General features: G+C 70.0%; 16 protein-coding genes. 6 read left to right on the top strand and 10 right to left on the bottom strand.

Going from position 1 to position 20,157, the window contains the following annotated elements; translation table 11 throughout:
* Positions 1-3: 3 nt before the first annotated feature.
* From mnhG to B082_RS0119090, 6 genes are read right to left on the bottom strand one after another with little or no spacing between them, the layout of a single operon-like run.
* A complete protein-coding gene (gene mnhG, locus B082_RS0119115) occupies positions 4-357 on the bottom strand; it encodes a monovalent cation/H(+) antiporter subunit G (protein WP_018553428.1) in 354 nt (117 codons plus the stop codon).
* The gene (locus tag B082_RS0119110; protein WP_018553427.1) at positions 354-689 is read right to left on the bottom strand and encodes a monovalent cation/H+ antiporter complex subunit F; all 336 of its coding nucleotides are present in this window, start codon (positions 687-689) and stop codon (positions 354-356) included. Before B082_RS0119110 ends, mnhG begins: the two co-directional genes overlap by 4 nt.
* Positions 686-1,321 (bottom strand): Na+/H+ antiporter subunit E, encoded by a 636-nt coding sequence (locus B082_RS0119105; protein ID WP_018553426.1) that lies wholly within the window; start codon positions 1,319-1,321, stop codon positions 686-688. The genes B082_RS0119110 and B082_RS0119105 overlap by 4 nt, the downstream gene beginning before the upstream one ends.
* Complete coding sequence (locus B082_RS0119100; RefSeq protein WP_018553425.1) at positions 1,318-2,970, bottom strand: Na+/H+ antiporter subunit D; 1,653 nt, start codon at positions 2,968-2,970, stop codon at positions 1,318-1,320. Before B082_RS0119100 ends, B082_RS0119105 begins: the two co-directional genes overlap by 4 nt.
* Positions 2,967-3,578, bottom strand: a complete 612-nt coding sequence (locus tag B082_RS0119095) for a Na(+)/H(+) antiporter subunit C (protein ID WP_018553424.1) — start codon at positions 3,576-3,578, stop codon at positions 2,967-2,969. The genes B082_RS0119100 and B082_RS0119095 overlap by 4 nt, the downstream gene beginning before the upstream one ends.
* On the bottom strand, positions 3,575-6,484 hold the full coding sequence (locus B082_RS0119090) for a Na+/H+ antiporter subunit A (protein WP_018553423.1): 2,910 nt from the start codon (positions 6,482-6,484) through the stop codon (positions 3,575-3,577). Before B082_RS0119090 ends, B082_RS0119095 begins: the two co-directional genes overlap by 4 nt.
* A 418-nt stretch (positions 6,485-6,902) precedes the next feature.
* Here B082_RS0119090 and B082_RS0119085 point away from each other — a divergent pair, with 418 nt between their 5' ends.
* Positions 6,903-7,322: an ATP-binding protein gene (locus B082_RS0119085; RefSeq protein WP_018553422.1), complete on the top strand. Its 420-nt coding sequence runs from the start codon at positions 6,903-6,905 to the stop codon at positions 7,320-7,322.
* Positions 7,323-7,325: 3 nt separating this feature from the next.
* On the opposite strand, the gene B082_RS0119080 is transcribed toward B082_RS0119085, so the two are convergent.
* The 4 genes from B082_RS0119080 to B082_RS0119065 all read right to left on the bottom strand — a co-directional run bounded on the left by B082_RS0119080 (position 7,326) and on the right by B082_RS0119065 (position 13,903).
* Positions 7,326-8,747: an amino acid permease gene (locus tag B082_RS0119080; RefSeq protein WP_018553421.1), complete on the bottom strand. Its 1,422-nt coding sequence runs from the start codon at positions 8,745-8,747 to the stop codon at positions 7,326-7,328.
* Between the two features lie 200 nt (positions 8,748-8,947).
* On the bottom strand, positions 8,948-9,952 hold the full coding sequence (argF, locus tag B082_RS0119075; protein ID WP_018553420.1) for an ornithine carbamoyltransferase: 1,005 nt from the start codon (positions 9,950-9,952) through the stop codon (positions 8,948-8,950).
* A 93-nt stretch (positions 9,953-10,045) separates the two neighbouring features.
* Complete coding sequence (locus B082_RS0119070; protein WP_018553419.1) at positions 10,046-11,278, bottom strand: arginine deiminase; 1,233 nt, start codon at positions 11,276-11,278, stop codon at positions 10,046-10,048.
* Positions 11,279-11,347: 69 nt separating this feature from the next.
* Positions 11,348-13,903 carry a polynucleotide kinase-phosphatase gene (locus B082_RS0119065; protein WP_018553418.1) on the bottom strand — a complete coding sequence of 852 codons (2,556 nt, stop codon included), beginning with the start codon at positions 13,901-13,903 and terminating at the stop codon, positions 11,348-11,350.
* Between the two features lie 123 nt (positions 13,904-14,026).
* Here B082_RS0119065 and B082_RS0119060 point away from each other — a divergent pair, with 123 nt between their 5' ends.
* The 5 genes from B082_RS0119060 (at position 14,027) to B082_RS0119040 (ending at position 20,083) form a co-directional block, all read left to right on the top strand.
* Positions 14,027-15,157, top strand: coding sequence for a tyrosine-type recombinase/integrase (locus B082_RS0119060; RefSeq protein ID WP_037710471.1), 1,131 nt, complete (start codon positions 14,027-14,029; stop codon positions 15,155-15,157).
* The gene (locus B082_RS0119055) at positions 15,154-15,495 is read left to right on the top strand and encodes a helix-turn-helix domain-containing protein (protein ID WP_018553416.1); all 342 of its coding nucleotides are present in this window, start codon (positions 15,154-15,156) and stop codon (positions 15,493-15,495) included. Before B082_RS0119060 ends, B082_RS0119055 begins: the two co-directional genes overlap by 4 nt.
* 1,275 nt (positions 15,496-16,770) lie before the next feature.
* Positions 16,771-18,036: a hypothetical protein gene (locus tag B082_RS38085; RefSeq protein WP_018553415.1), complete on the top strand. Its 1,266-nt coding sequence runs from the start codon at positions 16,771-16,773 to the stop codon at positions 18,034-18,036.
* Positions 18,037-18,185: 149 nt separating this feature from the next.
* A complete protein-coding gene (locus tag B082_RS0119045) occupies positions 18,186-19,088 on the top strand; it encodes a hypothetical protein (RefSeq protein ID WP_106435514.1) in 903 nt (300 codons plus the stop codon).
* Positions 19,089-19,186: 98 nt separating this feature from the next.
* Complete coding sequence (locus B082_RS0119040; protein ID WP_018553413.1) at positions 19,187-20,083, top strand: hypothetical protein; 897 nt, start codon at positions 19,187-19,189, stop codon at positions 20,081-20,083.
* Positions 20,084-20,157: the final 74 nt, after the last annotated feature.

Below are 20,157 nucleotides of genomic sequence, written 5' to 3'. Positions count from 1 at the left end.
GGATCAGTGCTCCTCGGTGAGCTGCTCGTCGAGGTCGTCGAAGAGCAGCTCACCGTGGTCGACCTGCCCGGTCCGGTAGGCGGAGCGCGCGACCAGGTGCGCCGCCACCGGCCCGGTCATCAGCTGGAAGAAGCCGATGAGCGCGAGCGTGGCGAGATCCATGCCGCTGCGCAGCCGCAGCGCCACACCGGCCAGCACGATCAGCATGCCCAGCGCCTGCGGTTTGGTCGCGGCATGGCTGCGCGAGAGCACGTCCGGCAGCTTCAGCATGCCGATCACACCGAGCAGGCAGATGGCGGCGCCGATCAGCACCAGTGCCGCGCCCGCCGTGTCGAGGATCTGGAGCCAGACGCTCATGGCTTCTCCTCCCCGCCGTGCCGGGTCCGCTCCCCGTGCGGGTGGCCCGGCGGCCGGTCGCGTACGGCGATGAAGCGGGCGATGCCGACGGAACCGGTGAAGCCGAGGAAGGCCAGCACCAGCATGATCGGGAAGTAGAACGGGTCGCGCGCGAAGGCCGACTTGGCGCCGAGCCCGGCGATGATGAGGGCCGCGCAGACGTCCAGCGCGATGGCCCGGTCCAGCATCGAGGGCCCCCGCCAGATGCGCGCCAGCAGGGCCGCGCCCGCGATGACGGTCACGACGACGGCCGCGAAGAGCAGCACCCGGTCCACGGTCTCCGGCGCGCTCATGTGCCCTCCTCCTGGTCTCCCGGCCGCCCGCCGGTGTGCGGCAGTCGCGGGGGCGGTGCGGCGACCCGTTCGATCTCGTCGCGGGTGCCGAAGGCCCGTACCATCAGCTCCTCCATGCGCCAGACGGACCGCCTGGCCGCCGCCAGCTCGGTGGGCCGGCCGTCCAGGATGTGCACGAAGACGGTGGCGGTGGCGCGGCGCACCTCGACGACCGAGCTGTCGGGCACGTTGGACACCCCGACGGCGACGGCGGTGAGCATCAGGTCCGAGCGGCAGCGCAGCGGTACGGCGATGACGGCCCCCCGGCGCGGGTGGCGGCCGTGGATCTGCCGGGTCACCTTCACGCCCGAGGTGTACATGTCGTAGAGCAGATAGCCGCTCAGCCGCAGGATGCCCCAGGGGTGCAGCCGCAGTCCGAGGTCGACCCTGGGCAGCGGAAACGCCAGGGAGACGGCCACCGCGACCACGGCCCCGGTGAGCAGGTTGGCCCAGTTCAGGCTGGACCAGAGCAGCACCCAGATGACGGTGAGCCAGGCGATGAGCGGGAGGTCGAGCACGCGGCGGCGGCCGAACACGGCGCTGAAGGGCGGCAGGTCCTTGTTCCGGAAGGAGAAGGTGACGAGGCGTCTCACCGGCCGAGCACCTCCTCGATGTAGGGGGTACGGGCGATGAGCTCGGCGGCCGAGCGGTCGGTGTACGAGGTCAGCGGTCCGGCGAACACGGTGAAGGCGAGCCCGAGGGCGACGGTGGCGGCGGTCGCCCAGATCATCGGGCGGGGCAGCACACTCGTGGTGGTGACGGCGCGGCCGTGCAGGGTGGCGGCGACCGCGAGCCCGGCCGGCTGGTGGCGCAGGCGTACGCCCTCGTCTCCGGTGCCGGGCATCCGGTCGGGGCCCTCGTCGGTGTCGTCGTCGCTGTCGTCGTCCGACTCCAGGACCGTGCCGGCGGCGGCCTGTCCGGGGGGCGCGGCCCGCCAGAAGGCCAGGTTCCAGACCTTGGCCACGACGTACAGCGTGAGCAGGCTGGTGGCGGTGGCGCCGATGACGAGGATCCACGCCCATACCCCGCCGTCGGCGACGCCGGCGCGCATCAGGCCGAGCTTGCCGATGAAGCCGGAGAGCGGTGGGATGCCGGCCAGGTTCATCGCGGGGACGAAGAAGAGGACGGCGAGTGCGGGGGCCGCGCGGGCGATGCCGCCGATCCGGGTCAGTTCGGTGGTGCCGCTCCGTCGTTCGATCAGCCCGGCGACCAGGAACAGCGTCGTCTGGACGGTGATGTGGTGGACGACGTAGACGATCGCCCCGCCGTACGCCTCCCGGGTGGCGAGGCCGATCCCGAAGACCATGTAACCGATGTGGCTGATGAGGGTGAAGGAGAGCAGCCGCTTGAGGTCGGTCTGGGCGACGGCCCCCAGGATGCCGACGATCATCGAGGCGAGCGCGGCCGCCATCAGCAGGTCGCCGAGCCGGTTGCCGGGGAAGAGCAGCGTCTCGGTGCGGAGCATGCAGTAGACGCCGACCTTGGTGAGCAGCCCGGCGAAGACGGCGGTCACGGGGGCGGGGGCGGTGGGGTAGGAGTCGGGGAGCCAGGCGGCGAGCGGGAAGACTGCGGCCTTGATGGCGAAGACCGTCAGCAGCATGGCCTGGATGAGCGTCTGGACGCCCAGCGGAAGGTCCGCGAGGCGCCCGGCCAGCTGGGCGAAGTTGACGGTGCCGGCCGCCGCGTAGGTCATGGCGATGGCTGTGAGGAAGAGCATCGAGGAGAACAGCGAGATGATCACGTAGGTGGAGCCCGCCCGGATGCGGGGGCCGGTGCCGCCGAGAGTCAGCAGGACGAAGCTGGCGACGAGCATGATCTCGAAGCCGACGTAGAGGTTGACCAGGTCGCCCGCGAGGAAGGTGCAGGAGACCCCGGCGACCAGGATCAGGTAGGCGGGGTGGAAGACCGCTACGGGCGTCTCCTCGTCGCGGTCGGCCATGCCCTGGCCCAGGGAGTAGACGAGGACGCACAGGGTGACGGCCGAGGAGATCGTCAGCATCAGGCCGGAGAGCCGGTCGGCGACCAGGGTGATGCCGAGCGGCGGTGCGAAGTCGCCGAGGTGGACGGAGAGCGGGCCCTCGGTGTCGGCGGCGACCATCAGGGTGACGGAGAGCCCGAGGACGGCGGTGAGCACGGCGACGCTGATGAAGCGCTGGAACCGCTTGAGCCGGGTGCCGAAGGTCAGGCTCAGTCCGGTGGCGCAGAGCGGGAGCAGCACCGGCAGCGGGACGAGTGCGTTCATCCGGTGCCTCCTGGGTTGTCGGTGTCGGGCGCGGGGGCCTCGTCGCGCTTCGCGTAGTCCTCCGGGTCCGCGCCGAGGACGTCGTGCCACAGGTCGCCGGTGGCGTTGCGGCCCCTGGCCTGGAGGGCGCGGTCGGCGCGCAGCCTGGCCCGCAGCCCGCGGCGGGCCTCGCGGTAGCGGCGGCGGGTCTCGGCCGTGCGCTCGTCGTCGGCGCGGAAGCGTTCGCGCAGCTCGTCGCGTTCTCCCAGCACCTCGGCACGCAGCACGATGCGCCGGTCCTCCAGGTCGTCGTGGACCTCGTCGGTGCCGGTCAGCTGGTGGGAGCGGTAGGCCATGGCGAGGAGGAACGCGGTGGTGGCGAGGGTGATGACGATCGCGGTGAGGGCGATGGCCTGGGGCAGCGGGTCGGTGACCCGGGCGAGGTCGACGCCGTACAGCAGCGGTTCCCGGCCTGCCGATCCGGTGGCCGACAGGATGAGGAGGTTGATGCCGTTGCCCGCGACGACCGCGCCCAGCAGGATGCGGGTGAGGGGCCGGGTGAGCATGAGGATGCCGCCGACCGCGCACAGGACCGTGGCGGTGGCGAGGAGCGAGGCGCTGACGCTCATGGGGTGGCCTCCCCCGTCTCCGGTCCGGCATCGCGGGCGGCGGCCTTCTCGGCGGCGGCCCGCTCGATCTGGCGGTCGATCTTCGCGCCGAGGGCCCGCACGATGTCGAGGACGACGCCCAGGACCAGCAGGTAGACACCGCAGTCGAAGATCACCGGCGTACCGAACTCGTAGTCGCCGATCAGCGGCAGGTGGCCGTGGTGGGTCCAGGCGTGCAGGACCGTTCCGTCAAGGAGGCCGAGCAGCGCCACCCCGGTGGAGAGGAAGAGGCCGAGGCCGGTGAAGAGCCCGGGTTGCAGGGGCGCGGCCTCGGCGAGTTCGAAGCGGCCGCCCGCCAGGTAGCGGGTGATCAGGGCGAGGCCGGCGACCAGACCGCCGACGAAGCCGCCGCCCGGCATGTTCTCGGCGCAGAACAGCAGGTACACGGAGAGCACCAGGATCGGGTGGAACAGCAGCCGCACCACCACCTCGAAGACGACGGACCGGTGCTCGGGCGCGAGGGTGGCTCCGGCCGCCAGCCAGCCGCGCTCGGGCGCCCCCTCGTCGCCGCGCGGCACCCCGTTCAGCGGGGCGGCGGTCACCGACCAGGCGGTGTGCCCGCGCGTCTCCGAGGGTGCCGCCGTTCCCTCGGCGCGGCGGTGCAGGTAGATGAGGCTGGTCACGCCGATCGCGGCGGCGGCGAGGACGGCGGACTCCCCCATCGTGTCCCAGGCGCGCAGGTCGACCAGGATCGTGGCGACCACGTCCTTGAGGCCGTGGTGCGCGGTCTCCTCGACCATGGCGGCGCCGGCCGCGGGAGCGGTGCGCGCGGCGCCCGCGACCCAGACGACCACGCCGAGGGTCGCGGCGGCGGCGAGGGCGACGGGGATGCGCACGGCCCGCCGCCAGGAACTCACCGACTCCTGGAAGTGCACCGGCATCCGCCGCAGCACCAGCACGAACACGATCATGGACACGGTCTCCACGCAGAACTGGGTGAGCGCCAGGTCCGGGGCACCCTGGACGACGAAGAGCAGCGCGGTCCCGTATCCGGTGAGTCCGGCCAGCACGACGGCCTTCATGCGCCGTCTCACCGTCAGGCAGAGCAGGGCCGCCGCGCAGGTCAGCGCGGCGACGGCGCCCTGGAGCGGTACGTCCCAGAGCTGGGGCGCCCGCGCGCCGTGCCAGGGCCGGTCGGCGACGAGCACGGCGAGCTGTCCGGCGAGCATCACCAGCAGGGTGGTGGCGAGGTACACGGAGAGCGAGCCGCGCTGGACGAAGCCGGTGACCTGGAGGGAGAGGCGTTCCAGGCCCAGCAGCACATGGCCGAAGACGCTGTCGGCGGTGGGCCAGGCGATGCGCCGGGAGAGCCGGGTGACCCTGTCGCGTCCGGCGAAGAGGACCGCGCCGCCCAGCACGGCGACGGCCGAGAGCAGCAGGGCGGTGCCCCAGCCGTGCCAGAGGGCCAGGTGGTAGGGGTGGTGGGGGGCGGGGAAGACGTCGGCGTAGGCGCTCAGCAGCCGGTCGGTCCAGCCGACTCCGGGGCCGAGCACCAGCCCGCACAGGGCGAGCGCGGCGGGCGGGGCGAGGAAGGCGGGGCCGACCCGGTGGACCGGGGTGTCGGGCACGCCCGGCTTGCGCAGGAAGCCACCCCAGACGAACCGGACGGTGTACGCGACGGTCAGCATCGACCCGGCCACCGCGATCCCCAGCGCCCAGCGGTCCGCCGCGTCGCCGTGCAGCAGCGCCTCGAACGCCGCCTCCTTCGCCGCGAAGCCGAGCAGCGGGGGCAGCGCGGCCATGGAGGCGGCGGCGAGCACGGCGACGGCGCAGACATGGGGCAGCGCACGTCCCACGCCGGAGAGTCTGCGCAGGTCCCGGGTGCCGGCCGCGTGGTCGACGATGCCGATGACGAGGAAGAGCGGGGCCTTGAACAGGGCGTGCCCGAGGATCATCGCGGCGGCGGCCAGCGCGATGTCGCGGTTGCCGATGCCCGCCAGCAGGGTGAGGAAGCCGAGCTGGCTGACGGTCCCGTAGGCGAGGACGATCTTCAGGTCGTTGAGCCGCAGCGCCCGCCAGCCGCCCAGGAGCATCGTCGCGGCGCCGAGGACCATCACTACGGGCCGCCAGGCGGGCACGTCGGCGAAGCCGGGGGCGAGCCGGGCGACCAGGTAGACCCCCGCCTTGACCATGGCCGCGGCGTGCAGATAGGCGCTGACGGGGGTGGGCGCCGCCATGGCGTTGGGGAGCCAGAGGCTGAACGGCCAGACGGCCGACTTGGACAGCGCCCCGCACAGGATGAGCAGGACGGCGGCCTCGACGGCGGGGCCGGCCTGAGGCGGGTCGGCGAGGATCTCGGAGATGCGGTAGGTCCCGGCCTCCTGACCGACGATCAGGAACCCGATCAGCATGGCGAGCCCGCCGAGCGTGGTGACGGTCAGCGCCTGGAGGGCGGAGCGGCGGCTGTGCCGCTGCTCGCTGTTGTACCCGATGAGCAGGTACGAGAAGACCGTGGTCAGCTCCCAGAAGACGTAGAGCGAGATCAGGTCGTCGCTGAGGACGAGGGCGAGCATGGCCCCGGCGAAGGCGAGCAGGTTCCCGGCGAATCCGGCCAGCCTCGGGGTGTCGTCGCTGAAGTAGGAGGCGCAGTAGAGCAGGACGAGCGTGCCGACGCCGGCCGCGAGCAGCACCATCAGCTCGGCGAGGGCGTCCAGGCGCATGTCCACGGAGACCCCGTAGTCGGGCATCCACGCCCATGACCAGGAGACCGAGGCGCCGGACGCGGCCATGTCCCACTGTGTGAAGGCCCAGCAGGTGGTGGCGGCGGGCGGCAGCGCGAGGACGAGGAAGGCGCGCGTCCCCAGCCATCGCACCAGCGGGCGCGCGCAGGCCGCGAGGACGAAGTGACAGACGAGGAGCGCGGTCATGCGGCAGGGGGGCGGGGCGCGGCGGTGGACGGGGTGACACGGACAGTCACATAACGGGCGAAGGGCACTCAATACAGATATCTCCCCTGCCTCGCTTCACCCGTACGGCGCGCCGCACCCACCACGGCCCGCTGCGATCGGTACGGACCCGGACGCGGTGCGCGCGCTCGGCGTCCGTCGGGAAAACCCCTGCCCGCCGGGCGTCGCGCCCGGCAGAATGCGGGGCATGAGCCGGACCTCCGAAGACGACGTCGGCGCCCTCACGGCCGGCGCGGAGCCGGGCCAGTGACGAACGTCCCCTTCGTACCGGCCCGCAGCCTCTTGTCCGCGTCGCGCGGCTTCGTAAGGTTGAAGCCAAGAAGTCTTGAGCGCGGAAATCTGAGCCCAGGACACCCGCGCTCACCCGAACGGAACCCCCGTGCCCCCCGACGGCCTGCCACCCCCTTCCTGGCGCATCACCCTGCCGCACTCCACGGCCGCCGTGCCGATCGCCCGCGCGCTGATCCGTACGGTCCTGGCGGACATCGACGCCCCCGCCGACAGCGACACGGCCGAGCTGCTGACCGCCGAGCTGGTCGCCAACGCCGTGGAGCACACGCCCGGTGACGAGCCCATAGAGCTGGTGGTGGAGCTGCTGCCGAGCGGGTGCCAGGTGGAGGTGCACGACGGCGACCCGGCCCCGCCCGGGGATCTGTCCCGGCCGGAGCCCGACGACGTACCGGACCCCTGGCAGGAGCACGGCCGGGGGCTGCTGCTGATCCGTACCCTCAGCTCGTCCTGCGGTCACCGCACGACGGAGCGCGGCAAGGCGGTCTGGTTCACCCTGCCGCCGAAGTAGGCCTCAGGCCGTGTCCGCCAGGCGGGAGCGGCGGCGCCCGTAGCCCGCGTACACGAGGGCGCCCGCGGCGAGGAACACGGCGAACTGGACCCAGGTCGTCCAGCCGGTCCCGTACATCAGGTAGACGCAGAAGACGACGCCCAGGAGCGGGCTGAGCGGGTGGAGCGGGATCCGGAAGGAGCCCTTCACCTCGGGGTTGCGGCGGCGCAGCACGATCACGGCGGTGTTGACGGCGACCATGGTGGCGAGCGTCCCGATGGTGGTCAGGTTCACGACCATGCCGAGCGAGGAGAAGGCCGCCGGGACGGCGAAGACGACGGCGACGATCCAGGTGTTGGCGACCGGGGTCGAGGTACGCGGCGAGACCCGCTCGAAGACCCTCGGCACGAGGCCGTCGCGGGACATCGACATCAGGATGCGGGTCTGTCCGTACATCACGGCGAGGACGACCGAGGCGATGGCGACGACCGCGCCGAACGCGATGACGCCGCCGCCGACGGAGGAGCCGGTGACCCGGTCGACGATCAGCGAGAGCGCGGCCGGCTTGTCCGAGACGGCCTCCGGGCCGAGCGCGCCGAGCGCGGCGAGGGCGACCGCGCAGTAGAGCAGGGTGACCAGCCCGATGCAGATCATGATCGCGACGGGGATGTCGCGGCGCGGGTTCCTGACCTCCTCGCCGGCGGTGGTGATCGCGTCGAAGCCGATGTACGAGAAGAACGCCAGGGAGGCGCCCGCCGTGACGCCGCTCGCACCATGGGCGGCGAACGGGGTGAGGTGGCCGCGCTCGAACGCGGTGAAGGCGATGACGCAGAACAGCGCCAGGACGGTGAGCTTGAGGACGGCCATCGCGGCGGTGGCACCGGCGCTCTCGCGGACGCCGCGCACCAGCAGGGTGGCGGCCATCATGACCACGATCACGGCGGGCAGGTTGATCACGCCGCCGTCACCGGGCCCGGCGGAGAGCACGTCCGGCAGCCGGTACCCGAGGAGGCTGTCGAGGAGTTCGTTGACGTACTGGCTCCAGCCCACCGCGACGGCGGAGACCGAGACCCCGTACTCCAGGAGCAGGCACCAGCCGACGAGGAAGGCGAGGCGCTCGCCGAGCGTGGCGTAGGCGAAGGAGTACGAGCTGCCGGAAACGGGGATCGCGCTGCCCAGTTCGGCGAACGAGAACGCGGTGAAGACGCAGGTCACGGCCGCGAGGACGAAGGAGACGACGACGGCGGGACCGGCCTCGGCGACGCTGTCGGACAGGCCCACGAAGATGCCGGTCCCGACGACGGCGCCGACCCCGAAGCACACCAGCTGGAACAGGCCCATGGTCCGCTTGAGGCCGTGGCCCTCCAGGTCGGCGCCCGATTCGGCGATCAGCCGGTGTGGGTCCTTGACGCGCTGCGGCGGGCCGGGGAGGCGCAGGGGGCTCACGGCGGGGTCTCATCTCTGGCGGAACACGTGGGGGGGGTGCGGTCCGGGCGGTGGTCCGACGTCGTCGTGGACCGGGCCGTTCCGCGCACGAAAAGGGGGTCCGAGCGTGCGAGCTCGAACCCCACCAATCGGAACCATCATAGACATGCCCCCGCATGTTCACCCGAATGGGTGCATGGGCATGCGGGTGCCCGTGCGGGTCAGTCCTTGGCCATCGTCGCCACGAGGACGGCCTTGATGGTGTGCATACGGTTCTCCGCCTCGTCGAAGACGACGGAGTGCGCGGACTCGAACACCTCGTCGCTGACCTCCAGCTCGGTCAGCCCGTGGCGCTCGTGGATCTCGCGCCCGACCCCGGTGCCGAGGTCGTGGTATGCGGGCAGGCAGTGCATGAACTTCACCCCGGGGTTCCCCGTGGCCCGCAGGACGTCCATGGTGACGGCGTACGGCGCGAGGGCGGCGATGCGGGTGTCCCAGACCTCCTTGGGCTCGCCCATCGAGACCCAGACGTCGGTGGAGACGAAGTCGGCACCGCGCACGCCCTCGGCCACGTCCTCGGTGAGCGTGACCCTCGCCCCGGACGTCTCGGCGAGCGCGCGGGCCAGCCCTATCACCGTCGCGGCGGGCCAGTAGGCCTCGGGCGCGACGATGCGCACGTCCATGCCGAGCAGGGCCCCGGTGACCAGGTAGGAGTTGCCCATGTTGAACCGGGCGTCGCCGAGGTAGGCGAAGGCGATCTCCTCCAGCGGCTTCGCACTGTGCTCGGTCATCGTCAGGACGTCGGCGAGCATCTGGGTGGGGTGCCAGTCATCGGTGAGCCCGTTGAAGACCGGAACCCCGGCGTGCGCGGCCAGCTCCTCGACGGTCGCCTGACTGTCCCCCCGGTACTCGATCCCGTCGAACATCCGCCCGAGGACACGGGCGGTGTCCTTGACCGACTCCTTGTGCCCCATCTGGGACCCGTAGGGGTCGAGGTACGTGGTGGAGGCGCCCTGGTCGGCGGCGGCCACCTCGAAGGCGCACCGGGTGCGGGTGGAGGTCTTCTCGAAGATCAGCGCGATGTTCCGGCCGCGCAGCCGCTGCGTCTCGCCACCCGACTTCTTGGCCGCCTTGAGCTCGGCGGCCAGCTCGATCAGGCCGCGGAACTCCGCGGCCGTGAAGTCCAGCTCCTTGAGGAAGTGGCGGCCTGCGAGGTCTATGGCCATGGTGACTGCTCCTGGGTCGGGCGGGGGACGCATACGGTATCCCTGGAACTCTATACGACGCAATGCATTGCTATACAGAGCCCCCGTCGCCCGTCATACGGCCTCCCGCACCACCGGGCAGCTCATGCAGCGGGGCCCGCCCCGGCCCCGCCCCAGCTCGCTGCCCCGGATCTCGATGACCTCGATGCCCTCCTGGCGCAGATAGGTGTTGGTGGTGGCGTTGCGCTCGTAGGCGACGACGACGCCCGGTTCGACGGCCAGCACGTTGCAGCCGTCGTCCCACTGCTCGCGCTCCGCCGCGTGCACGTCCTGGGTGGCGGTGAGCACCCTGATCGAGTCGAGGCCGAGCGCATGGGCGATGGCGGTGTGCATCTGCTCGGGCGGATGGTCGGTGACCTTGAGGTCGCGCGGTCCCTCACCGGGCTCGATCGTGTACGAGCGGAGCATGCCGAGGCCCGCGTACTTGGTGAAGGTGTCGCCGTCGACCATCGTCATCACGGTGTCCAGGTGCATGAACGCCCTGCTCTTGGGCATGTCGAGCGCCACGATGGTCCGGGCCGAGCCGGCGTCGAAGAGGCCCCGGGCCAGCATCTCCACCGCCTGCGGTGTGGTGCGTTCGCTCATGCCGATGAGGACGGCGCCGTTGCCGATGACGAGGACGTCGCCGCCCTCGATGGTGGACGGGTAGTCGTCCTGCCCCTGCGACCAGTGGTGGAAGGCGCCCGCCTCCGGGCCCGTGAACAGCGGGTGGTGGCGGTAGATCGCCTCGAAGTGGACGGTCTCGCGCTGCCTGGCCGGCCAGCGCATGGCGTTGATGGAGACCCCGTCGTAGATCCACGCCGAGGTGTCCCGGGTGAAGAGGTGGTTGGGCAGCGGTCCGAGCAGGAAGTCGTCCAGGTCCATGACGTGGAAGCGCACCGATACCGGCTCCGGGTGCCGCTGGAGGAACTCCCGCTTGGTCATACCGCCGACCAGCGCCTCGCACAGCTCGGCGGCCGGCAACTCCTCGAACGCGGCCCGCAGATGCTCGGTGGCGAGCGGGCCGTACTCCTTCTCCGCGAAGACCCGGTCGAGCACCAGCCGCCGGGCGACGGGGATCTCCAGCGACTCGCGGAGCAGGTCGCCGAAGAGATGCACCTCCACCCCGCGCTCGCGCAGCACGTCCGCGAAGCCGTCGTGCTCCTGACGGGCCCGGCGCACCCAGAGCACGTCGTCGAAGAGGAGCGCGTCCTTGTTGCTCGGTGTGAGCCGTTTCAGTTCCAGATCGGGGCGGTGCAGAATGACGCGGCGCAGCCGCCCGGCCTCGGAGTCGACATGGAATCCCATGCCCACATCCTCACCGCGCGGCGCGCCGTTCACCCGGCGAATCGCCAGCCTGTTTGTATGCCCCGGCGCTCAGAGCCGGGGGTCGACCGGCTCCGACTCCAGTGCCAGGACCGCGAAGACCGCCTCGTGGACCCGCCACAGCGGCTCCCCGTCGGCGAGCCGGTCCAGGGCCTCCAGCCCGAGGGCGTACTCGCGCAGGGCGAGCGAGCGCTTGTGGCCGAGGAAACGGCCCCGCAGCCGGTCCAGGTTCTCCGGGCGGGTGTACTCGGGTCCGTAGATGATCCGCAGGTACTCCCGGCCGCGCACCTTGATGCCCGGCTGGACCAGCCGGCCCTTGCCGTCCCTGACGAGCGCGCCGAGCGGCTTGACGACCATGCCCTCACCGCCCCGGCCGGTCATCTCCAGCCACCAGTCGACGCCCGCACGGACCGATGCCTCGTCGGCGGTCTCGACCACGAGCCGCCGGGTGACCTGGAGCAGGCCGCTGGGGTCGTGCTCCACCAGCCGGTCCAGCCAGGCCAGCTGCTCGTCATGGGGTACGGAGGCCAGGGAGCGGCCCCGCACGGCGAGGATCTGGAACGGTGCCAGGCGCACGCCGTCCAGGCCCTCGGTGCTCCAGCAGTAGCGCCGGTACGCCTCGGTGAACGCTGCCGCGTCCTCTGCCCGGTCCCGCTGCCGGTCCGCGAGCGCGCCCACGTCGACACCGCGCGCGGCGGCGGCCGCGAGCGCCCCGGTGGCGGCGGGGAACACCGCGCCGGACGCGGCACCCACCGCCGCGTACTGCGAGCGGAGCAGGCCGGCCGCCTTGAGGGACCAGGGCATCAGCTCGGCGTCGAGCAGCACCCAGTCGGTGTCCCACTCCTCCCAGAGCCCGGCCTCGGTGACGGCCGCGCGCAGCCGGCCGAGCACGGTCTCGGTGAGCGCGGAGTCGTCCAGGAACGGGCGGCCGGTGCGGGTGTACAACGCGCCGGTCGGTCCGCCGCCGCCGGCCTCCCCCGTCCCGAAGCGCTCCCGGGCCGCGGCGGCGTCCTTGCAGACCAGGGCCACGGCGCGCGAGCCCATGTGCTTCTCCTCGCACACGACCTTCGTCACGCCGTCCTGCCGGTACTGGGCGAACGCCTCGGCCGGGTGCTCCAGATAGCCGTCCTCGCGGGAGGTGGCGGTGGGTGCCATGGTCGGCGGGAGGTAGGCGAGCAGCCGGGGGTCGACCGCGAACCGGCTCATCACCTCCAGGGCCGCGGCCGCGTTCTCCTCGCGGACGGCGAGGCGGCCCATGTGCCGGGTCTCCACGATCCGGCGGCCCCGCACGTCCTCCAGGTCCAGCGGCCGGCCCTCGCGCCCGCCGGGTGCCTCGGTGACCAGCGGCCTGGCCGGCTCGTACCAGACCCGCTCGGCCGGTACGTCGACCAGTTCGCGCTCGGGCCAGCGCAGCGCGGTCATCTTCCCGCCGAAGACGGCCCCGGTGTCCAGGCAGATGGTGTTGTTGATCCAGGAGGTGTTGGGGACCGGGGTGTGGCCGTAGACGACGGCGGCGCGGCCCCGGTAGTCCTCCGCCCACGGGTAGCGCACGGGCAGACCGAACTCGTCCGTCTCGCCGGTCGTGTCGCCGTAGAGCGCGTGCGAGCGGACCCGGCCGGAGGTGCGGCCGTGGTACTTCTCGGGCAGACCGGCGTGACAGACGACGAGCCTGCCGCCGTCCAGGACGTAGTGGCTGACGAGCCCGTCGATGAACTCCCCGACCCGCTTGCGGAACTCGGGGTCCTCGGCGTCCACCCGCTCCAGCTGCTCGACGGTCTCGGCGAGGCCGTGGGTCAGCTGTACCTTGCGGCCCTTGAGGTAGCGGCCGAGCTTGTTCTCATGGTTGCCGGGCACGCACAGCGCGTTGCCCTCCGCGACCATCGACATCACGCGGCGCAGCACGCCGGGGCTGTCGGGGCCCCGGTCGACGAGGTCGCCGACGAAGACCGCCGTGCGGCCCTCGGGGTGGGCGCCGTCCACGTAGCCGAGCTTGCCGAGCAGGGTGTCCAGCTCAGAGCGACAGCCGTGGATGTCGCCGATGATGTCGAAGGGGCCGGTGAGGTGGCGCAGGTCGTTGTAGCGGCGCTCCAGCACCACTTCGGCGTGCTCGGCCTCCTCCTCGGTGCGCAGGACGTGGACCTTGCGGAAGCCCTCGCGCTCCAGGCCGCGCAGGGAGCGGCGCAGCTCGCGGCGGTGGCGCTGGACGACGTGGCGGGGCATGTCGGCACGGTCCGGGCGGTCGGCGTTGCGGGCGAGGCAGACCTCTTCGGGCAGGTCGAGGACGACGGCGATGGGCAGCACGTCGTGCTCGCGGGCCAGCCGCACGAGCCGGCGGCGGGCCTCGGCCTGCACGTTGGTGGCGTCCACGACGGTGAGCCGGCCGGCGGCCAGACGCTTGCCCGCGATGTAGTGGAGTACGTCGAAGGCGTCCTTGCTGGCGCTCTGGTCGTTCTCGTCGTCGGCGACCAGGCCGCGGCAGAAGTCCGAGGAGATGACCTCGGTCGGCTTGAAGTGGCGGCGGGCGAACGTGGACTTGCCTGAGCCGCTGGCCCCGATGAGGACGACGAGGGAGAGGAACCCCGGGGAATTGCATTGGATGCATCCCATGCTGGGCGATTCGCCCCTGACCTGCCGGTCACAGTAGCAGCCTGTTGCGACGCCCGATGCGGGCTTCAACCAGGCAGGATGACAGCGATCATTCATGTGATGCATGATTCGACCTTCCGATGCATGGGGGTTGATGTGGTCCCACGCGACGACGAGTCGCCAGGTTCGGCTCGGCTGGAGCTGGTTGACGGGGTGTTCTTGCTGCACCCCGAGGACGCCGTGCTGGACGGGATGCTCCACGGGTGGGAGAAGCAGCAGCGCGGGCGCCGTCTGGAGCCCGACACGATCGACGACCGCCAGCGCCTCGTCCGGCGATTCATCGAGTTCAGCGGGGAGTATCCGTGGAACTGGACCGCCGCCCACATGGACGAGTGGTCGTTCTCGCTCATCGCCGAACAGGGGCGGGCGAAGTCAACGATCCGTTCCTACCAAGGTGCGATCCGCCTGTTCTGCGACTTCATCACCTCGCCCCACTACAAGTGGGCTGAGGAGTGCGTGAAGCGCTTCGGAACGCATCCGATCCAGATCTGCCACGAGTGGAACACTGCGGTCCACTTGGAGGACTACGAGGGCGATGCCGAACGCCGACCGCTGACCCGGGAAGAGTGCCAGGCCCTGTTCGACTACGCCGATGCCCGGGTCGAAGAGGCGATCCGTCTCGGCCGCAAGGGTGCCCTCACGGCATACCGGGATGCCACCGTCTTCAAGACGATCTACGGCTGGGGTCTGCGAGCCCGTGAGGTGTCCCGCCTCGATCTCACCGACTTCTTTCGCAACGCCAAGGCTCCCGAGCTCGGCAAGTTCGGAATGATCAACGTCCGTTACGGCAAGGCGTCCAAGGGGTCTGGGCCACGTCGCCGAATGGTGGCCAGCGTGATGCCCTGGGCAGTCGAGTCCCTGGAGGACTACCTCGTCAACATCCGTCCGAGGTTTCGGGATCACGCTGACCGCAAAGCCGTCTGGCTGACCGAGCGGGGCAGCCGCCTGCAACCCCGGGAGATCGAGACGCGGTTCGCCGCCTACCGTGATGCCCTCGGCTTCGATAAGGCCCTCGTCCCCCACTGCCTGCGGCACAGCCACGTCACGCACCAGATCGAGGACGGCGTCGACCCGAAGTTCGTACAGGAACAGGTCGGCCACCGATTCGCGTCGACGACCGCCATCTACACCGGGGTCAGCACGGACTTCATGAACACGATGATGCGTAACGCCCTCGACCGGGCCTTCACCGCCGACGAACTGGAGACGATATGAGCGCCAAGCTGGACTACCAGTGGCACCTGCGGGAGCTCATGGCCATCCGGGGCATGTTCTCCACCACCGACCTGCGCCCGCTGCTGGCCGAGCGGGACATCAACCTCTCAGCGAGCCAGGTATTCCGGCTGGTCACCGAGAAGCCCGAACGCCTTAGCATGAAGACCCTGATGGCCTTGCTGGACATCCTGGGCTGCCGGATGGAAGAACTCATCGAGCCCATCCGCGTCACCGGCCGCCAGCGCAAGACCGCTTCCGGCGAGACCGCTGCCGCCGGCCCCGAGACCCCGGACCCCGGAGTCGGTACGTTCCGTCCCAAGCGAGCCCGCATCCTCTGATCTTCCACCGTGATATCCAGCACCAGCGACGATGCCCCGCGGTTCCTGACAGACCCGCGGGCCGTGATCCTCGAAGCCCTCGTTACCGCCGAACCCGCCCTTCCACTCGAAGTTCTCACGCAGGACGTCGACCAGGTCGCCGACACCCGGACCAAACTCCGGCGGCTGGCCCAGGCCCTGGAATCCACCCCTGACCTGCTGGCCTCCGGGCGCCCGGAGGGACCTCGCCTCGTCGAACTGCTGGTACGCACTCTGCTGGCGCACGGCGCCTCCCGTCTCGTCCTGCCGCGATGCGCCGATTGCGGCAAGACCAAGCCGCTGCTTCGCACAGACGGGGACAGGCGGCTCTGCTCCCACTGCGGCAACCTGCTCAGCGGAGTAAAGCGTCGCCCCTGCGCTGTCTGCGGCCAGACTCGGCAGGTTTCCGGGCAGGACCGGGAGGGGCGTCCCCGCTGCCACCGGCACCGGCCCAAGGAGACAGGCGACGTTGAAGTGATCTGCGCCGTCCTTGAGGAGATGGACACGGGCCTCGACAGTCAACTCATCAAATACGTCGTTGAGTTGGCCCTGCCTTTGCCTTTCCAGCGCCGCAAGGTCGCCGAGGAACTTTCCCGTCGTCCTGAGCTGTTGTCCGGGCTGGGAGCCTACGGATCAACCCGGGTGGTGGCGCTCATCGAGGAGCTGATCGCTCATGGCGCCCGCAGCGTCGTCTTGCCAGCCTGCCCGTTCTGCCACCGTTCAGTTGCGCTGAGGTTCCGCCGGGACGGCGCTCGTTGTTGCCGCCGTTGCTACGACCAGACACGGCTTCAGCCGTGCTCAGGCTGTCACCGACCAATGCCCGTCGCCGCCCGCACGCCCCAAGGAGAACCTCTCTGCACAACCTGCCTCCGCCGTGATCCGGTCAACCACGAAACCTGTGCTGAGTGCGGGCGGCTCGCTATCGCCGCTCACCGCACCGAAGACGGTGCCGCTCTCTGCAAACGCTGCTGGCGGCCGCCCCTGGCGACGTGTTCCGTCTGCGGTATCCACAAGCCCTGCCATCACGCCAACACCGATTCACCACGCTGCCCCAGCTGCACAGCCCGCCTCAACCCGGAGCCCTGCGCCAACTGCGGCACTACCCGCCCCGTCTGGGCCCGCACCGACGATGGAAACCCGCTCTGCGAGTCCTGCTCTCGGCGCACAGAACCGTGCTCGAACTGCGGCAGAGTCCGCCGAGTCCATGGACGCACCCACAGCGGTCCCCTCTGCAAGAGCTGCTATCCGAACGATCCCGTGTCGTTCTCCGCCTGCGTCGAGTGCGGCGTCGTCGAACGGCTCCACCACTTCGGACTCTGCGCCCGATGCGCCGCACCGCGACAGCTTCGCAGCCTGCTGGCGGGCCCTGACGGGACCATGCGCCTGCAACTGGAGCCCATCGTCACCGCCGTCGCCAACAGTGAGCCCTCCTCCGTCCTGCTCTGGCTGTCACGTTCCGGGCCTCGTCATCTGCTGTCCATCCTCGCTACGGGGTCGGGTCCGGTCACCCACGAGACGCTGGACAACGTGACCGACTCGAAGGCGGTGCGCTACCTCCGCGCCATCCTGGTCGCCAACGCGGCGCTTCCCGAGCGAGACGAGTTCCTCGCCCGGTTCGAGCGATGGCTTGAGCCGACCCTTCAACAGGTCGAAGACTCTGATGAACGGCGTGACCTGCAAAGTTTTGCGGTCTGGTTCCTCCTACGCCGACTGCGGCAGCGGTCCGCCCGGCGCCCGCTCACCCACGGCCAGATGGTCACCGCCCAGGGCAACGTCCGGGCGGCTATCCGTCTGCTCGACTGGCTCCACGGCCGCGGCACAACCCTGTCTGCTTGCACCCAGCACGACATCGATGCCTGGCTCGCCTCAGGCGGCCGGGAGAAATTCGACGCTCGCAACTTCCTGGTCTGGAACGTGGACCGCGGCCAGGCCCACGGCGTCGCCATCCCCCCTCACCGAAGCACCCGGGGCCAGGCGAGACTCCCAGAACCCGATCAGCGATGGCGCCTGAGCCGCCGTCTCCTGCACGACACCGAACTCGCGACCATCGACCGCGTCGCCGGCTGCCTTGTCCTGCTCTACGGTCAGCCCTGTACCCGCATCGCGAACCTCACAACGGCACAGGTCACCGACACCGGCGAACGCCTCCATCTCATGCTGGGAACACGCCCTGTCGAGATCCCGGAGCCCCTGAGCACGCTGATTCGCGAACTCGTCGTCACCCGCAAAGGGATGGCGGTCGTCGGTCACACCGACACCCATCCCTGGCTCTTCCCCGGCGGCCTCCCCGGGCGACCGATCAGTCCCATGCATCTCACGGGCCGACTCGGCCGACTCGGGATTCCCACCCGGGCCGGTCGAGCCACCGCGCTCATGGACCTTGCCGGGCAGCTGCCCTCCGTGGTCCTCAGCCGACTCCTCGGCCTCAACCTCAACACCGCCACACTCTGGTCCCAAGAAGCCGGAAACACTCGCCCGAGTTACGCAGCCGAGGTTGCCCGCATGGCACACCGCAAGGACTGACAGCCGAGGTGAGAGCACCTGAGAATCCTCGCCCAGCCACCGGCAGCAGGCGTTGTGCAACTGCCGGGAGCTGGCTCCAAAGCCGCCACCGCCTAAACGCCGTTCGGCTGTCAGTCCCACCCCTCATACTGGACAACATGGTCCGCAGAATGACTCCCGCACAGTTCCGGGCTGCCGCGCAGAAGGCCCAGCGTGAACAAAAACGTGCCATCGACAACTACAACCGCCAGGTGCGCAACTACAACGCCGCGGTGAAGAAGGCGGTCAACGACTACAACCGCGAGGTGCGCAGCTACAACTCGAAGGCGCGCGCTCACAACCGCCAGGTCGAGAACCAGCGACGGCGCATCAACCAGGAGATTGCGCGCCTCAACGCTCGGCCCACAAGTACAACCTTCAGCACTTACCGGGCTTCGACAGCCACTCTCGTTCAGACGTACAGCACGGTCGAGTCCAGCCTGGCATCGCGTGCTGTTTCGCCAACTGCCCAGCGGTTCTTGGACCTTGCCAGCGACGAGACAGCGAACAGTGTGTACCTGGTCAACGCGCTCGACGGCGACGGGGCCCCCGAGGATGACCCCACCGAGGATGAGCTCCGAGCCCCCTCAATGGCCACCGAACTCGCGGCCTTCGGCCAAGACCTCGTCAACCGGTGGACAGGGGCTCTCTATGCACTGAGTCCGCACAACCCGGACGCCGCTCGGCACTTCTGCACCAGTGCGCGCGAAGTGATCATCACCATGCTGGACAGCTCGGCCCCTGACGCAGAGGTCAAGCAAGAGGAACCGGCCTGCGAGGTGACCGACAGGGGTGCGCCGACCCGCAAAGCCAAGATCAGTTACCTCCTCCGCCGACACGGCGTGGCTGACGACGGCATCACGAACCTCGTCAACGAGGACGTCAAGAACTTGCTGTCGCTGTTCCGGACGTTCAATGACGGCACGCATGGACACGCGGGGCGCTTCACCATCACGGAACTGTCGGGAATCCGCACTCGCGTCGAGTCGGCGATCGGGTTCGTCCACCAAGTCGTAACGGTCTCAGCAAGTTAGCTTCGCCCTGCCGGCAGAGATCCCGGACTGACCGCCCTCACGGGGTTGAGCCCTAAAGCAGGTCGTACCACTGTCCCGGCAAGCCTAGAGTCCACTCCATGCACGCCGAACAGCTCAAGCTCTCCTCACAGAGGTGGATGAACGCGGCGCTCACGGCGTTCTCGCAGGGGGCCGACTCCTACGACTTCGCGGTTCACCATGCAGGGATCGCCGCCGAGCACCTCCTCAAGGCTTACCTCGCGTCCCTGCACCCGGCGCTGATAGTCGAGGCCAAGGACTTCGACTCGCTGCTCCACGCCACCGGCCACGGCACGCACGCGTCCGCCCCAGCAAGCCGGGCGAAGACAATCGGCCTGATGGAAGCGCATGCCCGAGTGCACAAGATCTTGCGCAAGCAGATCCCGATCGATCAGCGAGCTTTCATGCCAGTCGCGAATGCCCGCAACGGCGTCGCGCACAGCGGTATCCACGATCTTGCCGAAGTCCAAACCGTTTTCACCACCTGCCTGCGGCTGACAGATCCCATTCTCGAAGAACTGAAGATCGATCCCGAAACCTACTGGGGGCCCTACCGTGCTCTGCACGACAGGCTGATCGAAGAGCAGGTCAAGCAAACCCGCGTCGACGTGGAGACCATGCTTGTCAATGCGCGATCGATCTTCTGGCAGCGCTTCGGGCACCTGTCCGACAGCGAACGAAAAGTCGTCCTCGCCACAATCACCAGTCACCCAGCCGTCGGCATGGCACGAGAAGTGCCCCAACAGTGCCCCGCGTGTGACTCACAGGGCTGGTTGGCCGGCGAAGTGGAGGTGGGCAGAGAGGGCGCCTACCTCGTTACCCATGTCTTCGCCTGCTCTGCCTGCGATCTTGAGGTGGAAGGCGAGATGCTCTGGCACCTGGGAGACCTGGCTGGCGACGTTCCCCTTGACGACAACCCTGAGGACTACCTCAGCCCGTATGAAGACGAGGACGGGGACATGCGCTTCGGACGATGATCCCTTCCCGACCCACGGCCATTCCGCGGCCTCACCCTCGGGCGTGAACGAACAACGGGCTCGAACCCGACACG

The organism is Streptomyces sp. ATexAB-D23 (assembly GCF_000373645.1).
In the GTDB taxonomy this organism is placed as follows: domain Bacteria; phylum Actinomycetota; class Actinomycetes; order Streptomycetales; family Streptomycetaceae; genus Streptomyces; species Streptomyces castrisilvae.
The sequence above is the reverse complement of the archived record's forward strand: the minus strand, read 5'-3'. Positions and strand labels throughout refer to the sequence as shown.